A 17,895-nucleotide genomic window follows, 5' to 3' on the forward strand; every position below is an offset into this window, starting at 1 on the left:
TATCGGTCCATGCGGACCGTTCACATAACGCACGGCATCGCGGGCGGGGTGGTACGCCACCCCGCCCGCGGTGTGTCCACGGTCCGGCGACCAATCAGACCCTCGGCGCCGCCCCGAACCTGCGTGCCCGCTCGTGGCCCCGGCCCGGCTCACCGGCGCGGCGGCTGGCAGACTTGTCGGGCGTGACCCGCACCCCATCCGGACGCCGTGCCAGCCTGGACAAGCAGCCGCACGAGGTTGCGGCGATGTTCGACGAGGTGGCGTCCCGGTACGACCTGACCAACACCGTCATCTCGTTCGGTCAGGACCGGCGCTGGCGGCGGTCCACCATGGCCGCCCTGGAGCCGAACCCGGGCGACCGCGTCCTGGACGTGGGGGCCGGCACCGGCGTCTCCACCGCGGAGCTGGCCACCTCCGGGGCGTACGCGGTCGGGGTGGACCTCTCCATCGGCATGCTCCGGGCCGGCCGCCGGGTACGCCCCGACGTGCCGTTGCTGGCGGGTGACGCGCTGCGCCTGCCGTTCCCGGACGAGAGCTTCGACGCGGTCACGATCTCGTTCGCGCTGCGGAACGTGGTCGACCCGGTGGCGGCGCTGCGGGAGATGGCCCGGGTGACCCGCCCCGGCGGCCGGCTCGTGGTCTGCGAGTTCAGTACGCCGACCAACCCGCTCTTCCGGACCGTCTACCTCTCCTACCTGATGCGGTCGTTGCCGGCCGTGGCCCGGATGGTGGCCAGCAACCCCGACGCGTACGTCTACCTCGCCGAGTCGATCCGCGCCTGGCCGGACCAGGCCGGACTGGCGGCGCGGATCGCCAGCGCGGGATGGGAGCGGGTGGCCTGGCGGAACCTGACCGGCGGAGTCGTGGCGCTGCATCGCGCGATTCGTTCGTGAATTTTCTTGTCGTAAATGTCTTTAGCCCGTTCAATCCGCATAGCCCGTTTTGACCCCGTAGGCTGCGCCCATGACGGGGGCAGACCGGCAGGCCGACGATGAAGGGCGATTCGACCAGGGCACCGCGGACGCCGGGTGGACCGCGCGCGACCGGGACACATCCGGCGTCGGACCCGATCCGGCCGGGCGGGCGGCGTCCGGTGCCGAGCCTGATCCGGCCGAGCGGGAGGCCACCGGCGCCGAGCCTGATCCGGCCACGGAGGCCGCCGAGCTGATCGCCCAGCTCCGACAGTTGGCCGGGCCGGACCCGGCCACGGTGCGGACCGTGGTCGCCGACGTCCTGGCCGCGCTGGACCGGGTCAGCGGCGGTGCCCTGCGGGAACAACTGCCGTACGACGACGAGCTGCTGCGCGAGCCGCCGCCGGAGCAGCCGGGGCGGGATTCCCCGACCGGGCGGCACACCGCCGAGGGCGAGCCGGCGGGCCGGGCCGGGGTCACCAACGGCCACCCGGTGGAGCCGCACCCGGTCACGCCGTACCCACCGTCGCCGCACCCGGTCGAACCCCACCCCCGCGAGCCCCACCCCGGGCGTCCCGAGCCGGCCGAGCCGCATCCGGGCGAGCCTCACCCCGCCGACCCCCATCCGGCCGAGCCGCGGCCGACCGACCCGCATCCGGTCGAGCCGCATCCGACGGACCCGCACCCGGCGGAGCCGGGGCCGGTCACCCCCGGACCCCTCCGGCGGAGCCCGACGCAACGCGGCCGGCCCCAGCAGCGGGACGGCGAGGACCGCACCTGATCCCGGCGGGCCGGCACCGGAGGGGTAACCACCACGCCTACCTCGGCAAGTTAGGGTCACCTAACCCGTTGTCGGCCTCGTCGCAGTCTTAGACTCCTCCCCGACAGCAGCTTGTGAAGCATTTCACGAGCGATCGCAGGGGAGGCGCAGATGACCGCAGTCGAGCCCGACGCCGACGTCATCGTCGTCGGCGCCGGTCCGGGCGGCTCCACCACCGCCTACCACCTGGCGCGGCACGGCGTCCGGGTGCTGCTGCTCGAGAAGACCGAGTTCCCCCGGGAGAAGGTCTGCGGCGACGGGCTGACCCCCCGTGCGGTCAAGCAACTCGTCAAGCTCGGGGTCGACACCTCGCCCGAGGCCGGCTGGGTGCGCAACCGCGGCCTGCGGGTCATCGGCGGCGGCGTCCGGCTCGAACTCGACTGGCCCGACCTGGCCAGCTTCCCCAACTACGGCCTGGTCCGGCCCCGGCTCGACCTCGACGACCTGCTCGCCCGGCGCGCGGTCGAGGCCGGCGCGACGCTGCGCACCGGGGCCACCGTCACCGGCCCCGTCCTCGACGACACCGGTCGGGTGATCGGAGTCACCGCCGAGGTCGGCCCGGAGAAGGCCCCCGCCACCTTCCACGCGCCGCTGGTGGTCGCCGCCGACGGTGTCTCCGGGCGGCTGCCCCTGGCGCTGGGCCTGACCAAGCGCGACGACCGGCCGATGGGCGTCGCGGTCCGTCGCTACTACCGCTCGCCGGCCCGGCACCGGGACGACTACCTCGAGTCGTGGCTGGAGCTGCGGAGCAGGGAACACCCCGACAAGCTGCTCCCCGGGTACGGCTGGATCTTCGGGATGGGCGACGGCCGGGTCAACGTCGGGCTCGGGGCGCTGAACTCCTCCCCCACCTTCGGCAAGACCAACTACCGCCAGCTGCTGCGTGACTGGCTCCGCAACACGCCGGCCGACTGGGGCTTCGCGGACGAGGCGAACGCGGACGGACCGATCCTCGGTGCCGCCCTGCCGATGGGCTTCAACCGGGTGCCGCACTACACCCGGGGTGTGCTGCTGGTCGGCGACTCCGGCGGCATGGTCAACCCCTTCAACGGCGAGGGGATCGCGTACGCGATGGAGTCCGGTGAACTCGCCGCCGAGGTGATGGTGCAGGCGCTGGCCCGACCGGCGGGGGCGGAGCGGGAGCGTGCGCTGGCCGCGTACCCCGCCGAGCTGAAGCAGCGGTACGGCGGCTACTACCGGCTCGGCAACATCTTCGTGAGGCTGATCGGCAATCCGCATGTGATGCGGATCGCCACCCGGCACGGGATGCCGCACCCCACCCTGATGCGGTTCGTGCTGAAGCTGATGGCGAACCTCACCGACCCACGTGGCGGGGACGCCATGGACCGAGTTATCAACGCAATGACGAGGGTGGCTCCGGCCGTGTAGACCGTGGCGTGGCCCGCCGGAGCGGGCGTCGGGACACCCCCCGGGCGGCGTGGCCCGGAGCTTGTGAATAGTGTGAATTTGGCATTAATCGAGGGCCGGGAAGGACGAGCAGGGGAAAACGATGTCGCTCTCGCCGTACGTACCCATCATTGGGCTGTTCGCCCTCGCTGCGGCATTCGCGCTGTTCTCCGTCGCCGCCGCGCGCCTCGCCGGACCCCGGCGCTACAACAAGGCCAAGCTCGAGGCGTACGAGTGCGGCATCGAGCCCAGCCCCACGCCGGTCGGGGGTGGTCGGTTCCCGATCAAGTTCTACCTGACGGCGATGCTGTTCATCGTCTTCGACATCGAGATCATCTTCCTGTATCCGTGGGCGGTCTCCTTCAACCTGCTGGGGACCTTCGCCTTCGTGGAGATGGTGCTGTTCATCGTCGCGGTCTTCGTCGCGTACGCCTACGTGTGGCGCCGTGGCGGCCTGGACTGGGACTGAGGGAGGTCGTCTGATGGGTATCGAGGAAAAACTCCCGGCCGGCATCCTGCTGACCTCGGTGGAGAAGCTGGTCAACTGGTCCCGTAAGTCGTCGTTCTGGGGAGCCACCTTCGGACTGGCCTGCTGTGCCATCGAGATGATGGCCGCCGGTGCGCCGCACTATGACCTCGGGCGCTGGGGCATGGAGGTCTTCCGCGCCTCGCCCCGGCAGGCGGACCTGATGATCGTCGCCGGTCGGGTGAGCCAGAAGATGGCGCCGGTGCTGCGGCAGATCTACGACCAGATGGCCGAGCCGCGCTGGGTGCTGTCGATGGGCGTCTGCGCCAGCAGCGGCGGCATGTTCAACAACTACGCGATCGTGCAGGGCGTCGACCACATCGTGCCGGTGGACATGTACCTTCCCGGCTGCCCGCCCCGGCCCGAGATGCTGATCGACGCCATTCTCAAGCTGCGCGAGAAGATCGGCCACGAGCCGCTCGGCCCGAACGGCCGCAAGATGCTCGAGGCGCGCCGGGCGCGGGGCGACGTCCCGGTGGTCCCGCCCGGCTCGATGCCCTCGTCGTACCGCAACGACAAGGCCCGCCGGGCCGAGTGGACCAAGGCGGTCGCCGAGGGCCGTGAGGAGCAGCTGCGGATCGAGAACTGGATGAAGGCGCAGAACCACCTCGTAAGGGGGAGCGGCCGATGAGTGCCGAGAACACGAACGGCGCGACGCCGAACCGACCCAGCGAGGAGTCCGGGGGCGGCGTACCGGTGGCCCGCCCACCGGCCGGCGCGACCAGCGGCGCCCCCGCCGAACAGCCGTCGTCCAGCCCGGCCGGACGCGGCATGTTCGGCGTCCGGGGCTCCGGCGACACCTCCGGCTTCGGCGGGCTGGTCCGGCAGCGGGTCGCCGTCGTCGACAGCCCTCGGCCCTACGGTGGCTACTTCGACGAGATCCGGGACGCCCTGGAGGAGGCGTACCCGGCCTTCTCGGACGCGGTCGAGAAGGTCGTGGTCGACCGGGGCGAGCTGACCATCCACGTCCGCCCGGAGCGGATCGTCGAGGTCTGCCAGGTGATGCGGGACGACCCCAGCCTCCGGTTCGAGCTCTGCTCCTCCGTCTCCGGTGTCGACTACCTCGGCAGCGACCCGCGGCGGCTGCACGTCGTCTACCACCTGACCTCGATGACCTACCGCCGGCGGGTCCGGCTGGAGGTCGCGGTCACCGCCGAGGACCCGCACGTGCCGAGCGTCACCTCCGTCTACCCCACCGCCGACTGGCAGGAGCGGGAGACGTACGACATGTTCGGCGTGATATTCGACGGTCACCCCGGCCTGACCCGGATCCTGATGCCGGACGACTGGGAGGGTCACCCCCAGCGCAAGGACTACCCGCTCGGCGGCGTCCCGGTCGAGTACAAGGGCGCCCAGATCCCACCGCCGGACCAGCGGAGGTCGTACCAGTGAGCACCTCGACGAACCCGAGCTACGCCACGTCCCGGGAGACCACCGAGGGCCGGGTCTTCACCGTCACCGGTGGCGACTGGGACACGGTGGTCAACGGACACGACCCGATCAACGACGAGCGAATCGTCGTCAACATGGGGCCGCAGCACCCGTCCACGCACGGCGTGCTCCGGCTGATCCTGGAGCTGGAGGGCGAGACCGTCCGCGAGGCGCGGGCGGTGGTCGGCTACCTGCACACCGGCATCGAGAAGAACCTCGAGTACCGCACCTGGGTGCAGGGCAGCACCTTCGTCACCCGGATGGACTACCTCTCACCGCTGTTCAACGAGACGGCGTACGCGCTGGCGGTGGAGAAGCTGCTCGGCATCTCCGACGAGGTGCCCGACCGGGCCACCACGATCCGGGTGCTGATGATGGAGCTCAACCGGATCTCGTCGCACCTGGTCTGGGTCGCCACCACGGCGATGGAGCTGGGCGCGATCAACATCATGCTCTACGGCTTCCGGGAGCGCGAGTACATCCTGGAGATCTTCGAGCTGATCACCGGCCTGCGGATGAACATGGCGTACATCCGGCCGGGTGGGGTCGCCCAGGACGTGCCGGACGAGGCGATCGTCAAGATCCGCGAGTTCATCAAGCTGCTGCCGAAGCGCCTGGACGAGTACGAGGCGATGCTCTCGGAGCAGCCGATCTGGCTGGAGCGGACCCAGAACGTGGCGGTGCTGGACGTCACCGGCTGCGTCGCGCTCGGCGTGACCGGCCCGGTGCTGCGCTCCGCCGGTCTCGCCTGGGACCTGCGCAAGACCATGCCGTACTGCGGCTACGAGACGTACGAGTTCGACGTGCCGACCACCGAGAGCGGCGACGTCTGGGGCCGCTACCTGGTGCGGATGGCCGAGATGCGCGAGTCGCTGAAGATCATCGAGCAGGCGGTCGACCGGCTCCGCCCCGGTCCGGTCATGGTGTCGGACAAGAAGATCGCCTGGCCGGCACAGCTCGCCATCGGTCTCGACGGCATGGGCAACTCGCTGGAGCACGTCGCCAAGATCATGGGTCAGTCGATGGAGTCGCTGATCCACCACTTCAAGCTGGTTACCGAGGGCTTCCGGGTTCCCGCGGGTCAGGCGTACGTCGCGATCGAGTCGCCCCGTGGCGAGCTGGGCGTCCACGCGGTCTCCGACGGCGGCACCCGGCCGTACCGGGTGCACTACCGCGAGCCGAGCTTCGTCAACCTCCAGGCCCTGCCGGCGATCTCCGAGGGTGGCCTGATCGCGGACGTGATCGCTGGCGGCGCGTCCCTGGACCCGGTGATGGGTGGGTGTGATCGCTAAATGACCGAGACTCAGCTCAACGGCTCCTCCGGCCCCGGCCCCGTGCCGGCGCAGCGCGGCGGTACGACCCGCGCCGCCGACCTGGCGGCGAAGCTGACCGACCGGGCCCGGGAGATCATCGCCCGCTACCCGGCCGACCGGTCCCGCTCCGCCCTGCTCCCGCTGCTGCACCTCGTACAGTCCGAGGAGGGGTACGTCTCCCCGGCCGGCATCGAGTTCTGCGCCCAGATGCTCGGTCTGAACAAGGCCCAGGTCGGGGCGGTGGCGAGCTTCTACACGATGTACAAGCGCCGCCCCACCGGTGACTGGCTGGTCAGCGTCTGCACCAACACGATGTGCAACGTCCTCGGCGGCCAGCAGGTCTACGACGCGCTCAGCGAGCACCTCGGGATCGGGCACGAGGAGACCACCCCGGACGGGAAGATCACCCTGGAGCACGCCGAGTGCCTGGCCGCCTGCGACTACGGCCCGGTGATGACCGTCAACTACGACTTCTTCGACCAGGTCGACCCGGACACCGCGGTCGCCCTGGTCAACGAGCTGCGGGCCGGCAACCGGCCGAAGCCGTCCCGCGGCGGCCGGCTCTGCACGCTCAAGGAGATATCGGTGCAGCTCGCCGGCTTCCCGGACCCACGCCCCGAGGCGGTCGCCGACGGGGTGCCCGGCGAACCGACGCTGCGCGGCCTGCGCCTGGCGCAGCAGCACGGCATCTCGGTGGCGGGCTTCGACCCGAACACCCCGATCACGGCGTCGGGGAGCGGCGCGCCCGCGGCCGAGGCGGCCGGGGCCGCGGCGAACACGCCGGCCAGCGACCGCAAGCCGGCCGGTGACGCGGCCAAGCCCCAGGAGCAGGCGCTCAAGGAGGCCAAATGAGCACCACGCCGCGCCGGGAGACGCTGGAGAAGCTGACCCCGGTCCTCACCAAGCGCTGGCTGTCGCCGGACGCCTGGCGGATCGACGTCTACGAGCAGCTCGACGGGTACGCCGCGCTGCGCAAGGCGCTCGCCGTACACCCGGACGACCTGATCCAGCTCATCAAGGACTCCGGTCTGCGCGGGCGGGGCGGCGCCGGCTTCCCGACCGGCCTGAAGTGGGGCTTCATCCCGCAGAACGACGGCAGGCCGCACTACCTCGTGGTCAACGCCGACGAGGGCGAGCCCGGAACCTGCAAGGACCTGCCGCTGATGACCCACGACCCGCACTCGCTGGTCGAGGGGGTCATCATCGCGGCGTACGCGATCCGGGCGAACCGCGCCTTCATCTACATCCGGGGCGAGGCGGTGCACGCCGCCCGGCGACTGCGCAACGCCGTCCAGGAGGCGTACCGGGCCGGCTACCTCGGGCGCAACATTCTCGGCTCCGGTTTCGACCTGGACCTGGTCGTGCACAGCGGCGCCGGGGCGTACATCTGCGGCGAGGAGACGGCGCTGCTGGACTCGCTGGAGGGCTTCCGGGGCCAGCCCCGGCTGCGCCCGCCGTTCCCGGCGACGCACGGCCTGTACGCCTCCCCGACCGTGGTCAACAACGTCGGGACGATCGCCAGCGTGCCGTACATCGTGCTCGGCGGGGCGGCCTGGTGGAAGAGCATGGGTACGGAGAAGTCCTCCGGGCCGATGATCTACTCGCTCTCCGGCCGGATCGTCCACCCGGGCCAGTACGAGTGCTCGATGGGGATCACCCTGCGGGAGCTGATCGAGCTGGCCGGCGGTATGCAGCCCGGTCACAACCTGCGGTTCTGGACCCCGGGCGGCTCCTCGACCCCGATGCTGACCGCGGATCACCTCGACGTGCCGCTGGACTTCGAGGGGGTGGCGGCGGCCGGTTCGATCCTCGGCACCACCGCGACCCAAATCTTCTCCGACCAGGACTGCCCGGTCTACGCCACCTACCGGTGGCTGGAGTTCTACCACCACGAGTCGTGCGGGAAGTGCACGCCGTGTCGGGAGGGCAACTACTGGATGGTCCGCACCTACCGGCGGATCCTCGCCGGCCAGGGCACCTACGAGGACCTGGACACCCTGCTGGACACCTGCGACAACATCCTCGGCCGCTCGTTCTGCGGTCTCGGTGACGGCGCGACCAGTTCGGTGACCTCCTCGCTCAAGTACTTCAAGCAGGACTACCTCGACTACATCGAGGGGCGGAAGCCGCCGAAGCTGTCCGAGAAGACCCTGGTAGGAGCGCACTAGTGCGAGTGCGAGGAGCGAGTGTTCGGGTGTGGCCCGCGCGAGGCGCGGCCGGGCCGGAGCACGGGGAGAGCGGAGCGGCGCGTGGGCCGCAGGTGGGCCGCGACGGACGAGCCCCGCGGTCGCGAGCGGAGGGACAATCATGACTGACGTCGCGAAGAAGGCCGACACCGTCACGCTCACCATCGACGGCATCGAGGTCACCGCGCCAAAGGGGGCGCTGCTGATCCGGGTCGCCGAACAGCTGGGCATCGAGATCCCGCGGTTCTGCGACCACCCGCTGCTGGCGCCGGCCGGTGCCTGCCGGCAGTGCCTGGTCGAGGTGGAGGGGCAGCGCAAGCCGGTCGCCTCCTGCACCCAGACCGTCGCCGAGGGCATGGTGGTCCGTACCCAGCTCACGTCCCCGGTCGCCAAGATGGCGCAGCAGGGGGTCATGGAGCTGCTGCTGATCAACCACCCGCTCGACTGCCCGATGTGCGACAAGGGCGGCGAGTGCCCGCTCCAGAACCAGGCGATGTCGACCGGCCGGACCGACACCCGGTTCCGCGAACACAAGCGGGAGTACCCGAAGCCGCTCCCCATCTCCACCCAGATCCTGCTCGACCGCGAGCGCTGCGTCCTCTGCCAGCGCTGCACCCGGTTCTCCGAGGAGATCGCCGGCGACAAGTTCATCGACCTGATGAACCGGTCGAGCGCCGAGGAGATCAACGTCTACCGGGACGAGGTCTACGGCGGCGCGGAGAGCGAGACGGGTGACGTCCCGTTCAACTCGTACTTCTCCGGCAACACCGTGCAGATCTGCCCGGTCGGCGCGCTGACCGGTGCCCAGTACCGGTTCCGGGCCCGGCCGTTCGACCTGGTCTCCACCCCGAGCGTCTGCGAGCACTGCGCCGCCGGCTGCGCCCAGCGGACGGACCACCGGCGCGGCAAGGTGCTGCGTCGGCTCGCCGGCGACGACCCGGCGGTGAACGAGGAGTGGAACTGCGACAAGGGACGCTGGGGCTTCCGGTACGCCACCGCGACCGAGCGGATCACCACGCCGCTGCTGCGGGACGCCCGGACCGGTGAGCTCCGGGAGGCGTCCTGGAGCGAGGCGCTGGCCCACACCGCCGAGCGGCTGCGGGAGGCCCGGGACGCGGGTTCCGGTGTCGGCGTGTTGACCGGCGGCCGGCTCACCGTCGAGGACGCCTACGCCTACGCGAAGTTCGCCCGGGTGGCGCTGCGCACCAACGACATCGACTTCCGGGCCCGGCCGGTCTCCGCCGAGGAGGCGCAGTTCCTGGCCAGCACGGTCGCGGGCAGCACCGCCGTGACCTACGCCGACGTCGAGAAGGCGCCGGCGGTGGTGATTGCCGGACTGGAGCCGGAGGAGGAGTGCCCGATCCTCTTCCTGCGGCTGCGCAAGGCGTACACCAGGCGCAAGCTCCGGGTGCTGGCGCTGGCGCCGTTCGCCAGCCGGGGCCTGACCAAGCTCGGCGCCACCGTGCTTACCACCGTTCCGGGCGACGAGGCGCGGCTGCTGGCCGAGGACGCCACCATCGCCGAGGCGCTGCGCCAGCCGGGCGCGATCCTGCTGGTCGGTGAGCGCCTGGGCGGTGTGCCGGGCGGGCTCTCGGCCGCCGCCGCGCTGGCCGACTCGACCGGGGCCAAGCTGGCCTGGGTGCCGCGTCGGGCCGGAGACCGGGGCGCGGTCGACACCGGCTGCCTGCCGAACCTGCTCCCGGCCGGCCGGCCGGTGAGCGACCCGGCGGCCCGGGCCGAACTGGCCGAACTCTGGGACCTGGCGGCCGGGGTCATCCCGAGTGCGCCGGGTCGGGACACCGACGGCATCCTCGCCGCCGCCGTCGCGGGCTCGCTGGGCGCGCTGGTGGTGGCCGGGGTCGACCCGGCCGACCTGGCCGACCCGCAGCTCGCCACCGAGGCGCTGGAGAAGGTCCCCTTCCTGGTCAGCCTGGAGGTGCGGCACAGCGCGGTCACCCGCCGCGCCGACGTGGTCCTCCCGGTCGCACCGGTGGTGGAGAAGGCCGGCAGCTTCCTCGACTGGGAGGGACGGCTGCGCACCTTCGAGGCGGTGCTGAACACCGCGGCGATGACCGACGCCCGGGTGCTGGACGCGATCGCCGCGCAGCTCGACGTCCGGCTCGGCACCGGCGACGTGCCCAGCATCCGCCGCGAACTCGGGTCGCTGCCGACGACCCGCGCCAGCCGGACCCCCGCCCCGGCCGTGGCCCCGGCCGAGCCGGCCCAGCCCGGCCCGGGTGAGGCGATCCTCGCCACCTGGCACCAGCTGATCGACAACGGCACGCTGATCGAGGGCGACCCGCACCTCGGCGGTACGGCCCGCCCGCCGGTGGTCCGGCTCGGCAAGGGCACCGCCGAGGCGCTCGGGGTCGCCGAGGGCGAGGCGGTGACGGTCGGCACCGACCGGGGCGCGATCACCCTGCCGGTGGCGATCACCGACATGCCGGACGGCGTGGTCTGGCTCCCCACCAACTCGCCCGGCGCGACGGTCCGGCGTAGCCTCGGCGTCCCGGCCGGCGCGCTGGTCCGGCTGACCGCCGGCGCCGCGCCGGTGGCCGCCGACGCGGCCGGCGCGCCGGGACCGCTGCTGAACAGTGCCGGAGGCATCCAGTGAGCCCCGCGGTCGCGAACGAAGGGAGGATCCGGTGAGCGGCCTGACGTACCTCGCCCAGGATCCGACGCTGCAGGACTTCGGCAAGGACCCCTGGTGGCTGGTCCTGATCAAGATCGTCGGGGCGTTCGTCTTCGCGGTCCTGGCGACCCTGCTCGGCGTCTGGTTCGAGCGGCGCGTGGTGGCCCGGATGGCCCAGCGCCCCGGTCTGAACCAGATCGGTCCGTTCGGTCTGCTCCAGACCCTCGCCGACGGTCTGAAGATGGCCTTCAAGGAGGACATCCTGCCGAGGGCGGCGGACAAGGTCGTCTACTTCTTCGCCCCGACCATCTCGGTGATCAGTGCGGTCACCGCGCTGTCGGTGGTGCCGTTCGGCCCGATGGTGAGCATCTTCGGGGAGCGGACGCCACTGCAGGTCACCGACGTCTCGGTGGCGGTGCTGGTGCTGCTGGCCTGCTCCTCGATGGGCGTCTACGGCATCGTCCTCGGCGGCTGGGCCTCCGGCTCGACGTACCCGCTGCTGGGTGGTCTTCGGTCGAGCGCGCAGATGATCTCGTACGAGGTCGCGATGGGCCTGAGCATCGTCGCGGTCTTCATGACCGCCGGAACGATGTCGACCAGCGGCATTGTCGCGGCCCAGGGCGACGGCACCCGACTGAGCCTCTTCGGCGCGGTGGACCTGCCCGCCCCCGGCTGGTACGCGATCCTGCTGCTGCCGAGCTTCGTCATCTTCTTCATCTCCACCGTCGGTGAGACGAACCGGGCGCCGTTCGACCTCCCGGAGGCCGAGTCGGAGCTGGTCGCGGGCTTCATGACCGAGTACAGCTCGCTGAAGTTCGCGCTCTTCATGCTCTCCGAGTACGTCGCCATGGTGACCATGTCGGCGGTCACCACGACGCTCTTCCTCGGCGGCTGGCGGGCCCCGTGGCCGATCACCCTCTGGGAGGGCGCCAACTCCGGCTGGTGGCCGCTGCTCTGGTTCATGGGCAAGGTCATCCTGCTGGTCTTCGTCTTCATCTGGCTGCGGGGCACCCTGCCCCGGTTCCGGTACGACCAGTTCATGCGGCTCGGCTGGAAGGTGCTGCTCCCGATCAACCTGGTCTGGATCCTGGTGCTGTCGGGCATCCGCACCCTCCAGAAGGAGGACCTCAGCGACACCAACCGGTACCTGATCATCGCCGGGGCGGTGCTGGTGGTCCTGCTGGTCACGCTGCTGTGGCCCAGCAAGAAGCAGCCGCCGAAGCGGAGCCTCCAGGAGCAGGTGGACCGGCGGCCGCCGGGCAGCTTCCCGCTGCCGCCGATGGATCTCCAGGTTCCGCCGAGCCCCCGGACGAAGCGGGCGGTCGCCGAGCGCGAGCCCGCCAACGTGGGGGCCGGTGTGGGTGCCGGCGAACCGGCCAACGTGGGCGCCGGTCAGCCGGGTGGCACCGGTGCCGGTCACGACGAGAAGGAGGTGTGACGTGGGCGCGATCACCGGGACGTTCAAGGGTTTCGGGGTCACCTTCTCGCACATGTTCAAGAAGGTCGTCACCACCGACTACCCGTTCAAGCCGCCGGTGGCCGCACCGCGCTACCACGGGCGGCACATCCTGAACCGGCACCCGGACGGGCTGGAGAAGTGCATCGGCTGCGAGCTGTGCGCCTGGGCCTGCCCGGCGGACGCGATCTACGTCGAGGGTGGCGACAACACCGAGGAGCAGCGCTTCTCCCCGGGTGAGCGGTACGCCAAGACGTACCAGATCAACTACGCCCGCTGCATCTTCTGCGGGCTCTGCATCGAGGCCTGCCCGACCCGGTCGCTCACCATGAGCAACGAGTACGAGCTGGCCCGGGACGACCGGCAGGACCTGATCTTCACCAAGGAGCAGCTGCTGGCGCCGCTGCTGCCCGGGATGGAGAAGCCGCCGCACCCGATGCGGCTCGGTGACACCGAGCAGGACTACTACGTCGGTGCGTTGACGAACCCGGGGACCTCGGTGGGCGCCGAGCGGGCGCCCAGGTCGGAGACGCAGACGGTCGACGACTCCGGTACGACGGGAGAGAAGTCATGACGGTCATCGCCGCGGCCGGCGGGGTCGGCGGCGGGGAGGAGATCGCGTTCTGGATCCTCGCCCCGCTGGCCCTGATTGGCGGGCTCGGCATGGTCTGGGCGCGTAACGCGGTGCACTCGGCGCTCTGGCTGGTGCTGACGATGCTCTGCCTCGGCGCCTTCTACGTGCTCCAGTCCGGCCCGTTCATCGGCATGGTGCAGATCATCGTCTACACCGGCGCGATCATGATGCTCTTCCTGTTCGTGCTGATGCTGGTCGGCCGGGACGCCTCGGACTCGCTGATCGAGACGCTCCGTGGGCAGCGGGTCGCCGCGATCACGCTCGGCCTCGGCTTCGGCCTGCTGGTCGCCACCGGTCTCTGGCGGGCACTCGGCCGGGTCGACGCCGCCGGGCTGGAGCAGGCGAACGCGGACGGGAACGTCCAGGGGATCGCCAAGCTGCTCTTCACCAAGTACGTCTTCGCCTTCGAGGTCACCTCGGCGCTGCTGATCACCGCCGCGGTCGGCGCGATGGTGCTGGCGCACATCGAGCGGCGTCGGCAGAACCGGATGGACCAGGTGGCGACGATGAAGGCCCGGTTCCGGCCCGGCAACTACCCCGGTCCGAAGCCCGGTCCCGGTGTCTACGCCACCTCCACCTCGGTCGCCACCCCGGCGCGACTGCCGGACGGCAGGCTGACCGAGCGGAGCGTGCCGCAGATCCTGCCGCAGCGCGAACTGGCGCCCGAGGAGATCGCGGTGAAGGGGACGGAGAAGTAAGATGTCGGATTTCTTCTCGGTGACGCCGAACCACTACCTGATCCTCGCCGCGGTGCTCTTCACCATCGGCGCGGTCGGGGTGCTGATCCGGCGTAACGCGATCGTCCTCTTCATGTGCATCGAGCTGATGCTCAACGCGGCCAACCTCGCACTGGTCACGTTCAGCCGGATCAACGGCGACCTGAACGGTCAGATCATGGCGTTCTTCGTCATGGTGGTGGCCGCGGCGGAGGTCGTGGTCGGGCTGGCCATCATCATGACGATCTTCCGTACCCGGCGCTCGGCGAGCGTCGACGACGCCAACCTGCTGAAGTACTAAGAGGGGCCCACCAGTGGAACATACTGTGGAGTACGCCCAGGCCACGGGGTTGCTGGGCAGCGTGTGGCTGCTGGTGGCCGTCCCGGCGGTCAGCGCCGCGATCCTTCTGCTGCTCGGCCGACGGGCCGACCGGTGGGGGCACTGGCTCGGTGTCGCCAGCGTCGGCGTCGCCTTCGTCCTCGGCCTGACCTACTTCTTCCAGCTGCGCGACCTGGAGAACCGCTCGGTCGAGCGCAGCCTCTGGGAGTTCATCGCCGTCGGCAACCTGCACGTCGACTTCGGCCTGCTCTTCGACCCGCTGGCCGCGGTCTTCGTCCTGCTGATCACCGGCGTGGGCTTCCTGATCCACGTGTACGCGGTCGGCTACATGGCGCACGACCCCGGACGGCGGCGCTTCTTTGGGTTCTTCAACCTGTTCGTCGCCGCGATGCTGCTCCTGGTGCTCGGCAACAACTACGTGATGCTCTACGTCGGCTGGGAGGGCGTGGGCGTCGCGTCGTACCTGCTGATCTCGTTCTGGCAGAACCGGCCGAGCGCGGCGACCGCGGGCAAGAAGGCGTTCCTGATGAACCGGGTCGGTGACGCCGGCCTGGCGATCGCGATCTTCATCATGTTCGCCACCCTGGGCAGCACCCAGTACGCGGACGTCTTCAACGGGGCGGGCGCCCTGGCGAGCGGCACCGTGCTGGCGATGGGGCTGCTGCTCCTCCTCGGTGCGACCGGTAAGTCCGGCCAGTTCCCGCTCCAGGCCTGGCTGCCGGACGCGATGGAGGGCCCGACCCCGGTCTCCGCGCTGATCCACGCCGCCACGATGGTGACCGCCGGCGTCTACCTGATCGCGCGCTCCAACCCGATCTTCTCGCTCGACCCGACGCTGCAGACCGTGGTGGTCAGCGTCGGTGCGCTGACCCTGCTGATGGGCTGCATCATCGGCGCGGCCAAGGACGACATCAAGCGGGTCCTGGCCTGGTCGACGGTGAGCCAGATCGGCTACATGTTCCTCGGCGTCGGGCTCGGCGGCGGGGCGTACGCGCTGGCCATCATCCACCTGCTGGCGCACGGCTTCTTCAAGGCCAACATGTTCCTCGGTGCCGGCTCGGTGATGCACGGCATGAAGGACCAGGTCAACATCCGCCGCTTCGGCGGGCTGGCGAAGCACATGCGGATCACCTGGATCACCTTCGGCCTCGGCTGGCTGGCGATCATCGGTATGTGGCCGTTCTCCGGCTACTTCACCAAGGAACCGATCATCGTGGCCGCCTTCGAGCGCGACGACTGGACCGCCTGGCTGTACGGCGGCGCGGCGTTGCTCGGCGCCGGCCTGACCGCCTTCTACATGACCCGGCTCTTCGTGCTCACCTTCCACGGTCCGAAGCGGTGGACCGAGGACATCGACCACCCGCACGAGTCCCCGCCGATCATGACGATCCCGCTGATCCTGCTCGGTCTCGGCTCGGTGGTCGCCGGTTGGCTGATGGCGACCCCGGTCGCCGACTGGCTGACCCCGGTCCTCGGCGGCCACGGCGAGGGCGAGCACCACCCGGTGCTCTCCCACACCATGATCACGGTGCTCTCGCTCACCCTGACCGTGCTCGGCGCCGGCCTGGCCTGGCTGCTGTTCCGCAACGGCACCGCCCTCGAGGAGCAGCCGGCCGGCCCGCTGGTCCGGGCCGCGCGGCGCAACCTCTACACCGACGCGTTCAACGAGGCGGTCTTCGAGAAGCCGGGCATCTTCCTCACCCGGGCGCTCGTCTTCCTCGACAACCGCGGCGTCGACGGGCTGGTCAACGCGCTCGCCGCCGCGGTGGGCGGTGGCTCCGGCCGGCTGCGGCGGCTCCAGACCGGCTTCGTCCGGTCGTACGCGATGTCCATGCTGACCGGCGCCGTGCTGGTGGTGGCGGCGTTCCTGGCGGTCCAGGCGGGGTGGTTCGCGTGACCCACCTGAATCGACCGGCCGCGCCGATCCGGCCGGCCGAACCCATCCGGCCGGGTGCTGACGACGGAGGTAAGGCCGAATAATGTCCGACTTCCCCTTCCTCTCGGTGCTCACCGTCGCACCGCTGGTCGGCGGCCTGCTGGTGGCGTTCCTCCCCGCCAGCAGGGGTGAGCTGGCGAAGCGGGTCGCGTTCGGCTGGTCGCTGGCCGTCCTGGCGCTCGCGATCGCCATGTGGGTCGCGTTCGACGCCGGCGGCGACCGGCTCCAGCTGCGCGAGTCGTACTCGTGGATCCCGGCCTGGGGGGTGAACTTCACCTTCGCGGCCGACGGGATCGCGCTGGTCATGCTGATGCTGATCGCGCTGCTCGTCCCGGTGGTGATCCTCGCGTCGTGGCACGACGCGGACAACCTGAAGCGGTCGGTGCCGGTCTACTTCGGCCTGCTGCTCTTCCTCGAGAGCACGATGATCGGCGTCTTCGCCGCCGCCGACGTCTTCCTCTTCTACGTGTTCTTCGAGGTCATGCTGGTGCCGATGTACTTCCTCATCGGCAGCTACGGCGGCCACCAGCGGCAGTACGCGGCGGTGAAGTTCTTCCTCTACTCCCTGGTCGGCGGTCTGTTCATGCTGGCCGCGGTGATCGGGCTGTGGGCGCTGGGCGGGAAGACCTTCGACTGGGAGGCGCTGACCCAGGCGGACCTCTCCACCGGTGCCGAGCGATGGCTCTTCCTCGGCTTCTTCCTCGCCTTCGCGATCAAGGCGCCGTTCTTCCCGTTCCACACCTGGCTGCCGGACGCCGGTGGCGCCGCCCCGGCCGGCGCCGCCGCGCTGCTGGTCGGCGTGCTGGACAAGGTCGGCACCTTCGGCATCCTGCGGTACTGCCTGCCGCTGTTCCCGGACGCGTCGAAGTGGTTCGCCCCGTGGGCGATCGCGCTGGCGCTGATCGGGATCATCTACGCGGCGCTGCTGGCGGTCGGGCAGAACGACCTGAAGCGGCTGGTGTCGTACACCTCGATCGCCCATTTCGGCTTCATCGGGGTCGGCATCTTCGCCTTCACCACCCAGGCGGGCACCGGCGCGGTGCTCTACATGGTCAACCACGGCCTGGCGACCGGCCTGCTCTTCCTGGTGGTCGGCATGCTGGTGGCCCGGCGCGGCTCCGCGTTGATCAGCGACTTCGGCGGCGCGAGCAAGCTGGTCCCGGTGCTGGCCGGAGTGCTCTTCTTCGCGGGTCTCGCCTCGCTGGCCCTGCCCGGCACGGCGCCGTTCGTCTCCGAGTTCCTGGTGCTGATCGGGACGTACACGGTGAACAAGCCGGTCGCGATCGTCGCCACCGCCGGCATCATTCTGGCCGCCGCGTACGTGCTGTGGATGGTGCAGCGCACCACCCAGGGCACCCTGAACCCGGCGCTGTCCGGCGTCGAGGGGATGCGGCGGGACCTGTCGGTGCGGGAGCGGGTCGTGGTCGCCCCGCTGATCGCGCTCCTGCTGCTGCTCGGCTTCTACCCGAAGCCGGTCACCGACGTCATCAACCCGGCCGTCCAGGCCACCATGGAGCAGGACCTCGGCCGGCACGACCCGGCCCCGACCGTGGGCACCGTCCAGGAGGCACACCGGTGAGCCGGCTC

General features: G+C 70.6%; 16 protein-coding genes. All 16 read left to right on the top strand.

Translation table 11 applies throughout. From position 1 onward, the window contains the following. Positions 1-182 precede the first annotated feature (182 nt). A complete protein-coding gene (locus EF879_RS03235) occupies positions 183-893 on the top strand; it encodes a demethylmenaquinone methyltransferase (RefSeq protein ID WP_123554444.1) in 711 nt (236 codons plus the stop codon). A gap of 70 nt (positions 894-963) precedes the next feature. After that, a complete protein-coding gene (locus EF879_RS03240) occupies positions 964-1,692 on the top strand; it encodes a hypothetical protein (protein WP_123554445.1) in 729 nt (242 codons plus the stop codon). A 150-nt stretch (positions 1,693-1,842) separates the two neighbouring features. Then, on the top strand, positions 1,843-3,120 hold the full coding sequence (locus tag EF879_RS03245) for a geranylgeranyl reductase family protein (RefSeq protein ID WP_123554447.1): 1,278 nt from the start codon (positions 1,843-1,845) through the stop codon (positions 3,118-3,120). Between the two features lie 121 nt (positions 3,121-3,241). After that, the gene (locus EF879_RS03250) at positions 3,242-3,607 is read left to right on the top strand and encodes an NADH-quinone oxidoreductase subunit A (protein WP_123554449.1); all 366 of its coding nucleotides are present in this window, start codon (positions 3,242-3,244) and stop codon (positions 3,605-3,607) included. A 13-nt stretch (positions 3,608-3,620) separates the two neighbouring features. Further along, positions 3,621-4,295, top strand: a complete 675-nt coding sequence (locus EF879_RS03255; protein ID WP_123554451.1) for an NADH-quinone oxidoreductase subunit B family protein — start codon at positions 3,621-3,623, stop codon at positions 4,293-4,295. Next, positions 4,292-5,056: an NADH-quinone oxidoreductase subunit C gene (locus EF879_RS03260; RefSeq protein WP_123554453.1), complete on the top strand. Its 765-nt coding sequence runs from the start codon at positions 4,292-4,294 to the stop codon at positions 5,054-5,056. The genes EF879_RS03255 and EF879_RS03260 overlap by 4 nt, the downstream gene beginning before the upstream one ends. Continuing rightward, positions 5,053-6,387 (top strand): NADH-quinone oxidoreductase subunit D, encoded by a 1,335-nt coding sequence (locus tag EF879_RS03265; RefSeq protein WP_123554455.1) that lies wholly within the window; start codon positions 5,053-5,055, stop codon positions 6,385-6,387. Before EF879_RS03260 ends, EF879_RS03265 begins: the two co-directional genes overlap by 4 nt. Then, entirely contained in the window at positions 6,388-7,260 is an 873-nt protein-coding gene (gene nuoE / locus EF879_RS03270; protein WP_123554457.1) for an NADH-quinone oxidoreductase subunit NuoE, read from the top strand. Further along, positions 7,257-8,576 (top strand): NADH-quinone oxidoreductase subunit NuoF, encoded by a 1,320-nt coding sequence (gene nuoF, locus EF879_RS03275; protein ID WP_123554459.1) that lies wholly within the window; start codon positions 7,257-7,259, stop codon positions 8,574-8,576. The genes nuoE and nuoF overlap by 4 nt, the downstream gene beginning before the upstream one ends. A gap of 139 nt (positions 8,577-8,715) precedes the next feature. After that, positions 8,716-11,208 carry an NADH-quinone oxidoreductase subunit G gene (locus EF879_RS03280; RefSeq protein WP_123554461.1) on the top strand — a complete coding sequence of 831 codons (2,493 nt, stop codon included), beginning with the start codon at positions 8,716-8,718 and terminating at the stop codon, positions 11,206-11,208. A 40-nt stretch (positions 11,209-11,248) separates the two neighbouring features. Then, complete coding sequence (gene nuoH, locus EF879_RS03285; RefSeq protein ID WP_123555323.1) at positions 11,249-12,664, top strand: NADH-quinone oxidoreductase subunit NuoH; 1,416 nt, start codon at positions 11,249-11,251, stop codon at positions 12,662-12,664. Position 12,665: 1 nt separating this feature from the next. Continuing rightward, complete coding sequence (gene nuoI, locus EF879_RS03290; RefSeq protein ID WP_233604188.1) at positions 12,666-13,256, top strand: NADH-quinone oxidoreductase subunit NuoI; 591 nt, start codon at positions 12,666-12,668, stop codon at positions 13,254-13,256. Beyond that, positions 13,253-14,014 carry an NADH-quinone oxidoreductase subunit J gene (locus EF879_RS03295; RefSeq protein ID WP_123554463.1) on the top strand — a complete coding sequence of 254 codons (762 nt, stop codon included), beginning with the start codon at positions 13,253-13,255 and terminating at the stop codon, positions 14,012-14,014. Before nuoI ends, EF879_RS03295 begins: the two co-directional genes overlap by 4 nt. A 1-nt stretch (position 14,015) precedes the next feature. Next, positions 14,016-14,333: an NADH-quinone oxidoreductase subunit NuoK gene (gene nuoK, locus EF879_RS03300; protein WP_199736106.1), complete on the top strand. Its 318-nt coding sequence runs from the start codon at positions 14,016-14,018 to the stop codon at positions 14,331-14,333. A 13-nt stretch (positions 14,334-14,346) separates the two neighbouring features. Further along, positions 14,347-16,269: an NADH-quinone oxidoreductase subunit L gene (nuoL, locus tag EF879_RS03305; RefSeq protein ID WP_123554465.1), complete on the top strand. Its 1,923-nt coding sequence runs from the start codon at positions 14,347-14,349 to the stop codon at positions 16,267-16,269. Between the two features lie 82 nt (positions 16,270-16,351). Continuing rightward, the gene (locus EF879_RS03310; protein ID WP_123554467.1) at positions 16,352-17,887 is read left to right on the top strand and encodes an NADH-quinone oxidoreductase subunit M; all 1,536 of its coding nucleotides are present in this window, start codon (positions 16,352-16,354) and stop codon (positions 17,885-17,887) included. Positions 17,888-17,895: the final 8 nt, after the last annotated feature.

It is taken from the genome of Micromonospora sp. HM5-17, from assembly GCF_003762835.1.
In the GTDB taxonomy this organism is placed as follows: domain Bacteria; phylum Actinomycetota; class Actinomycetes; order Mycobacteriales; family Micromonosporaceae; genus Plantactinospora.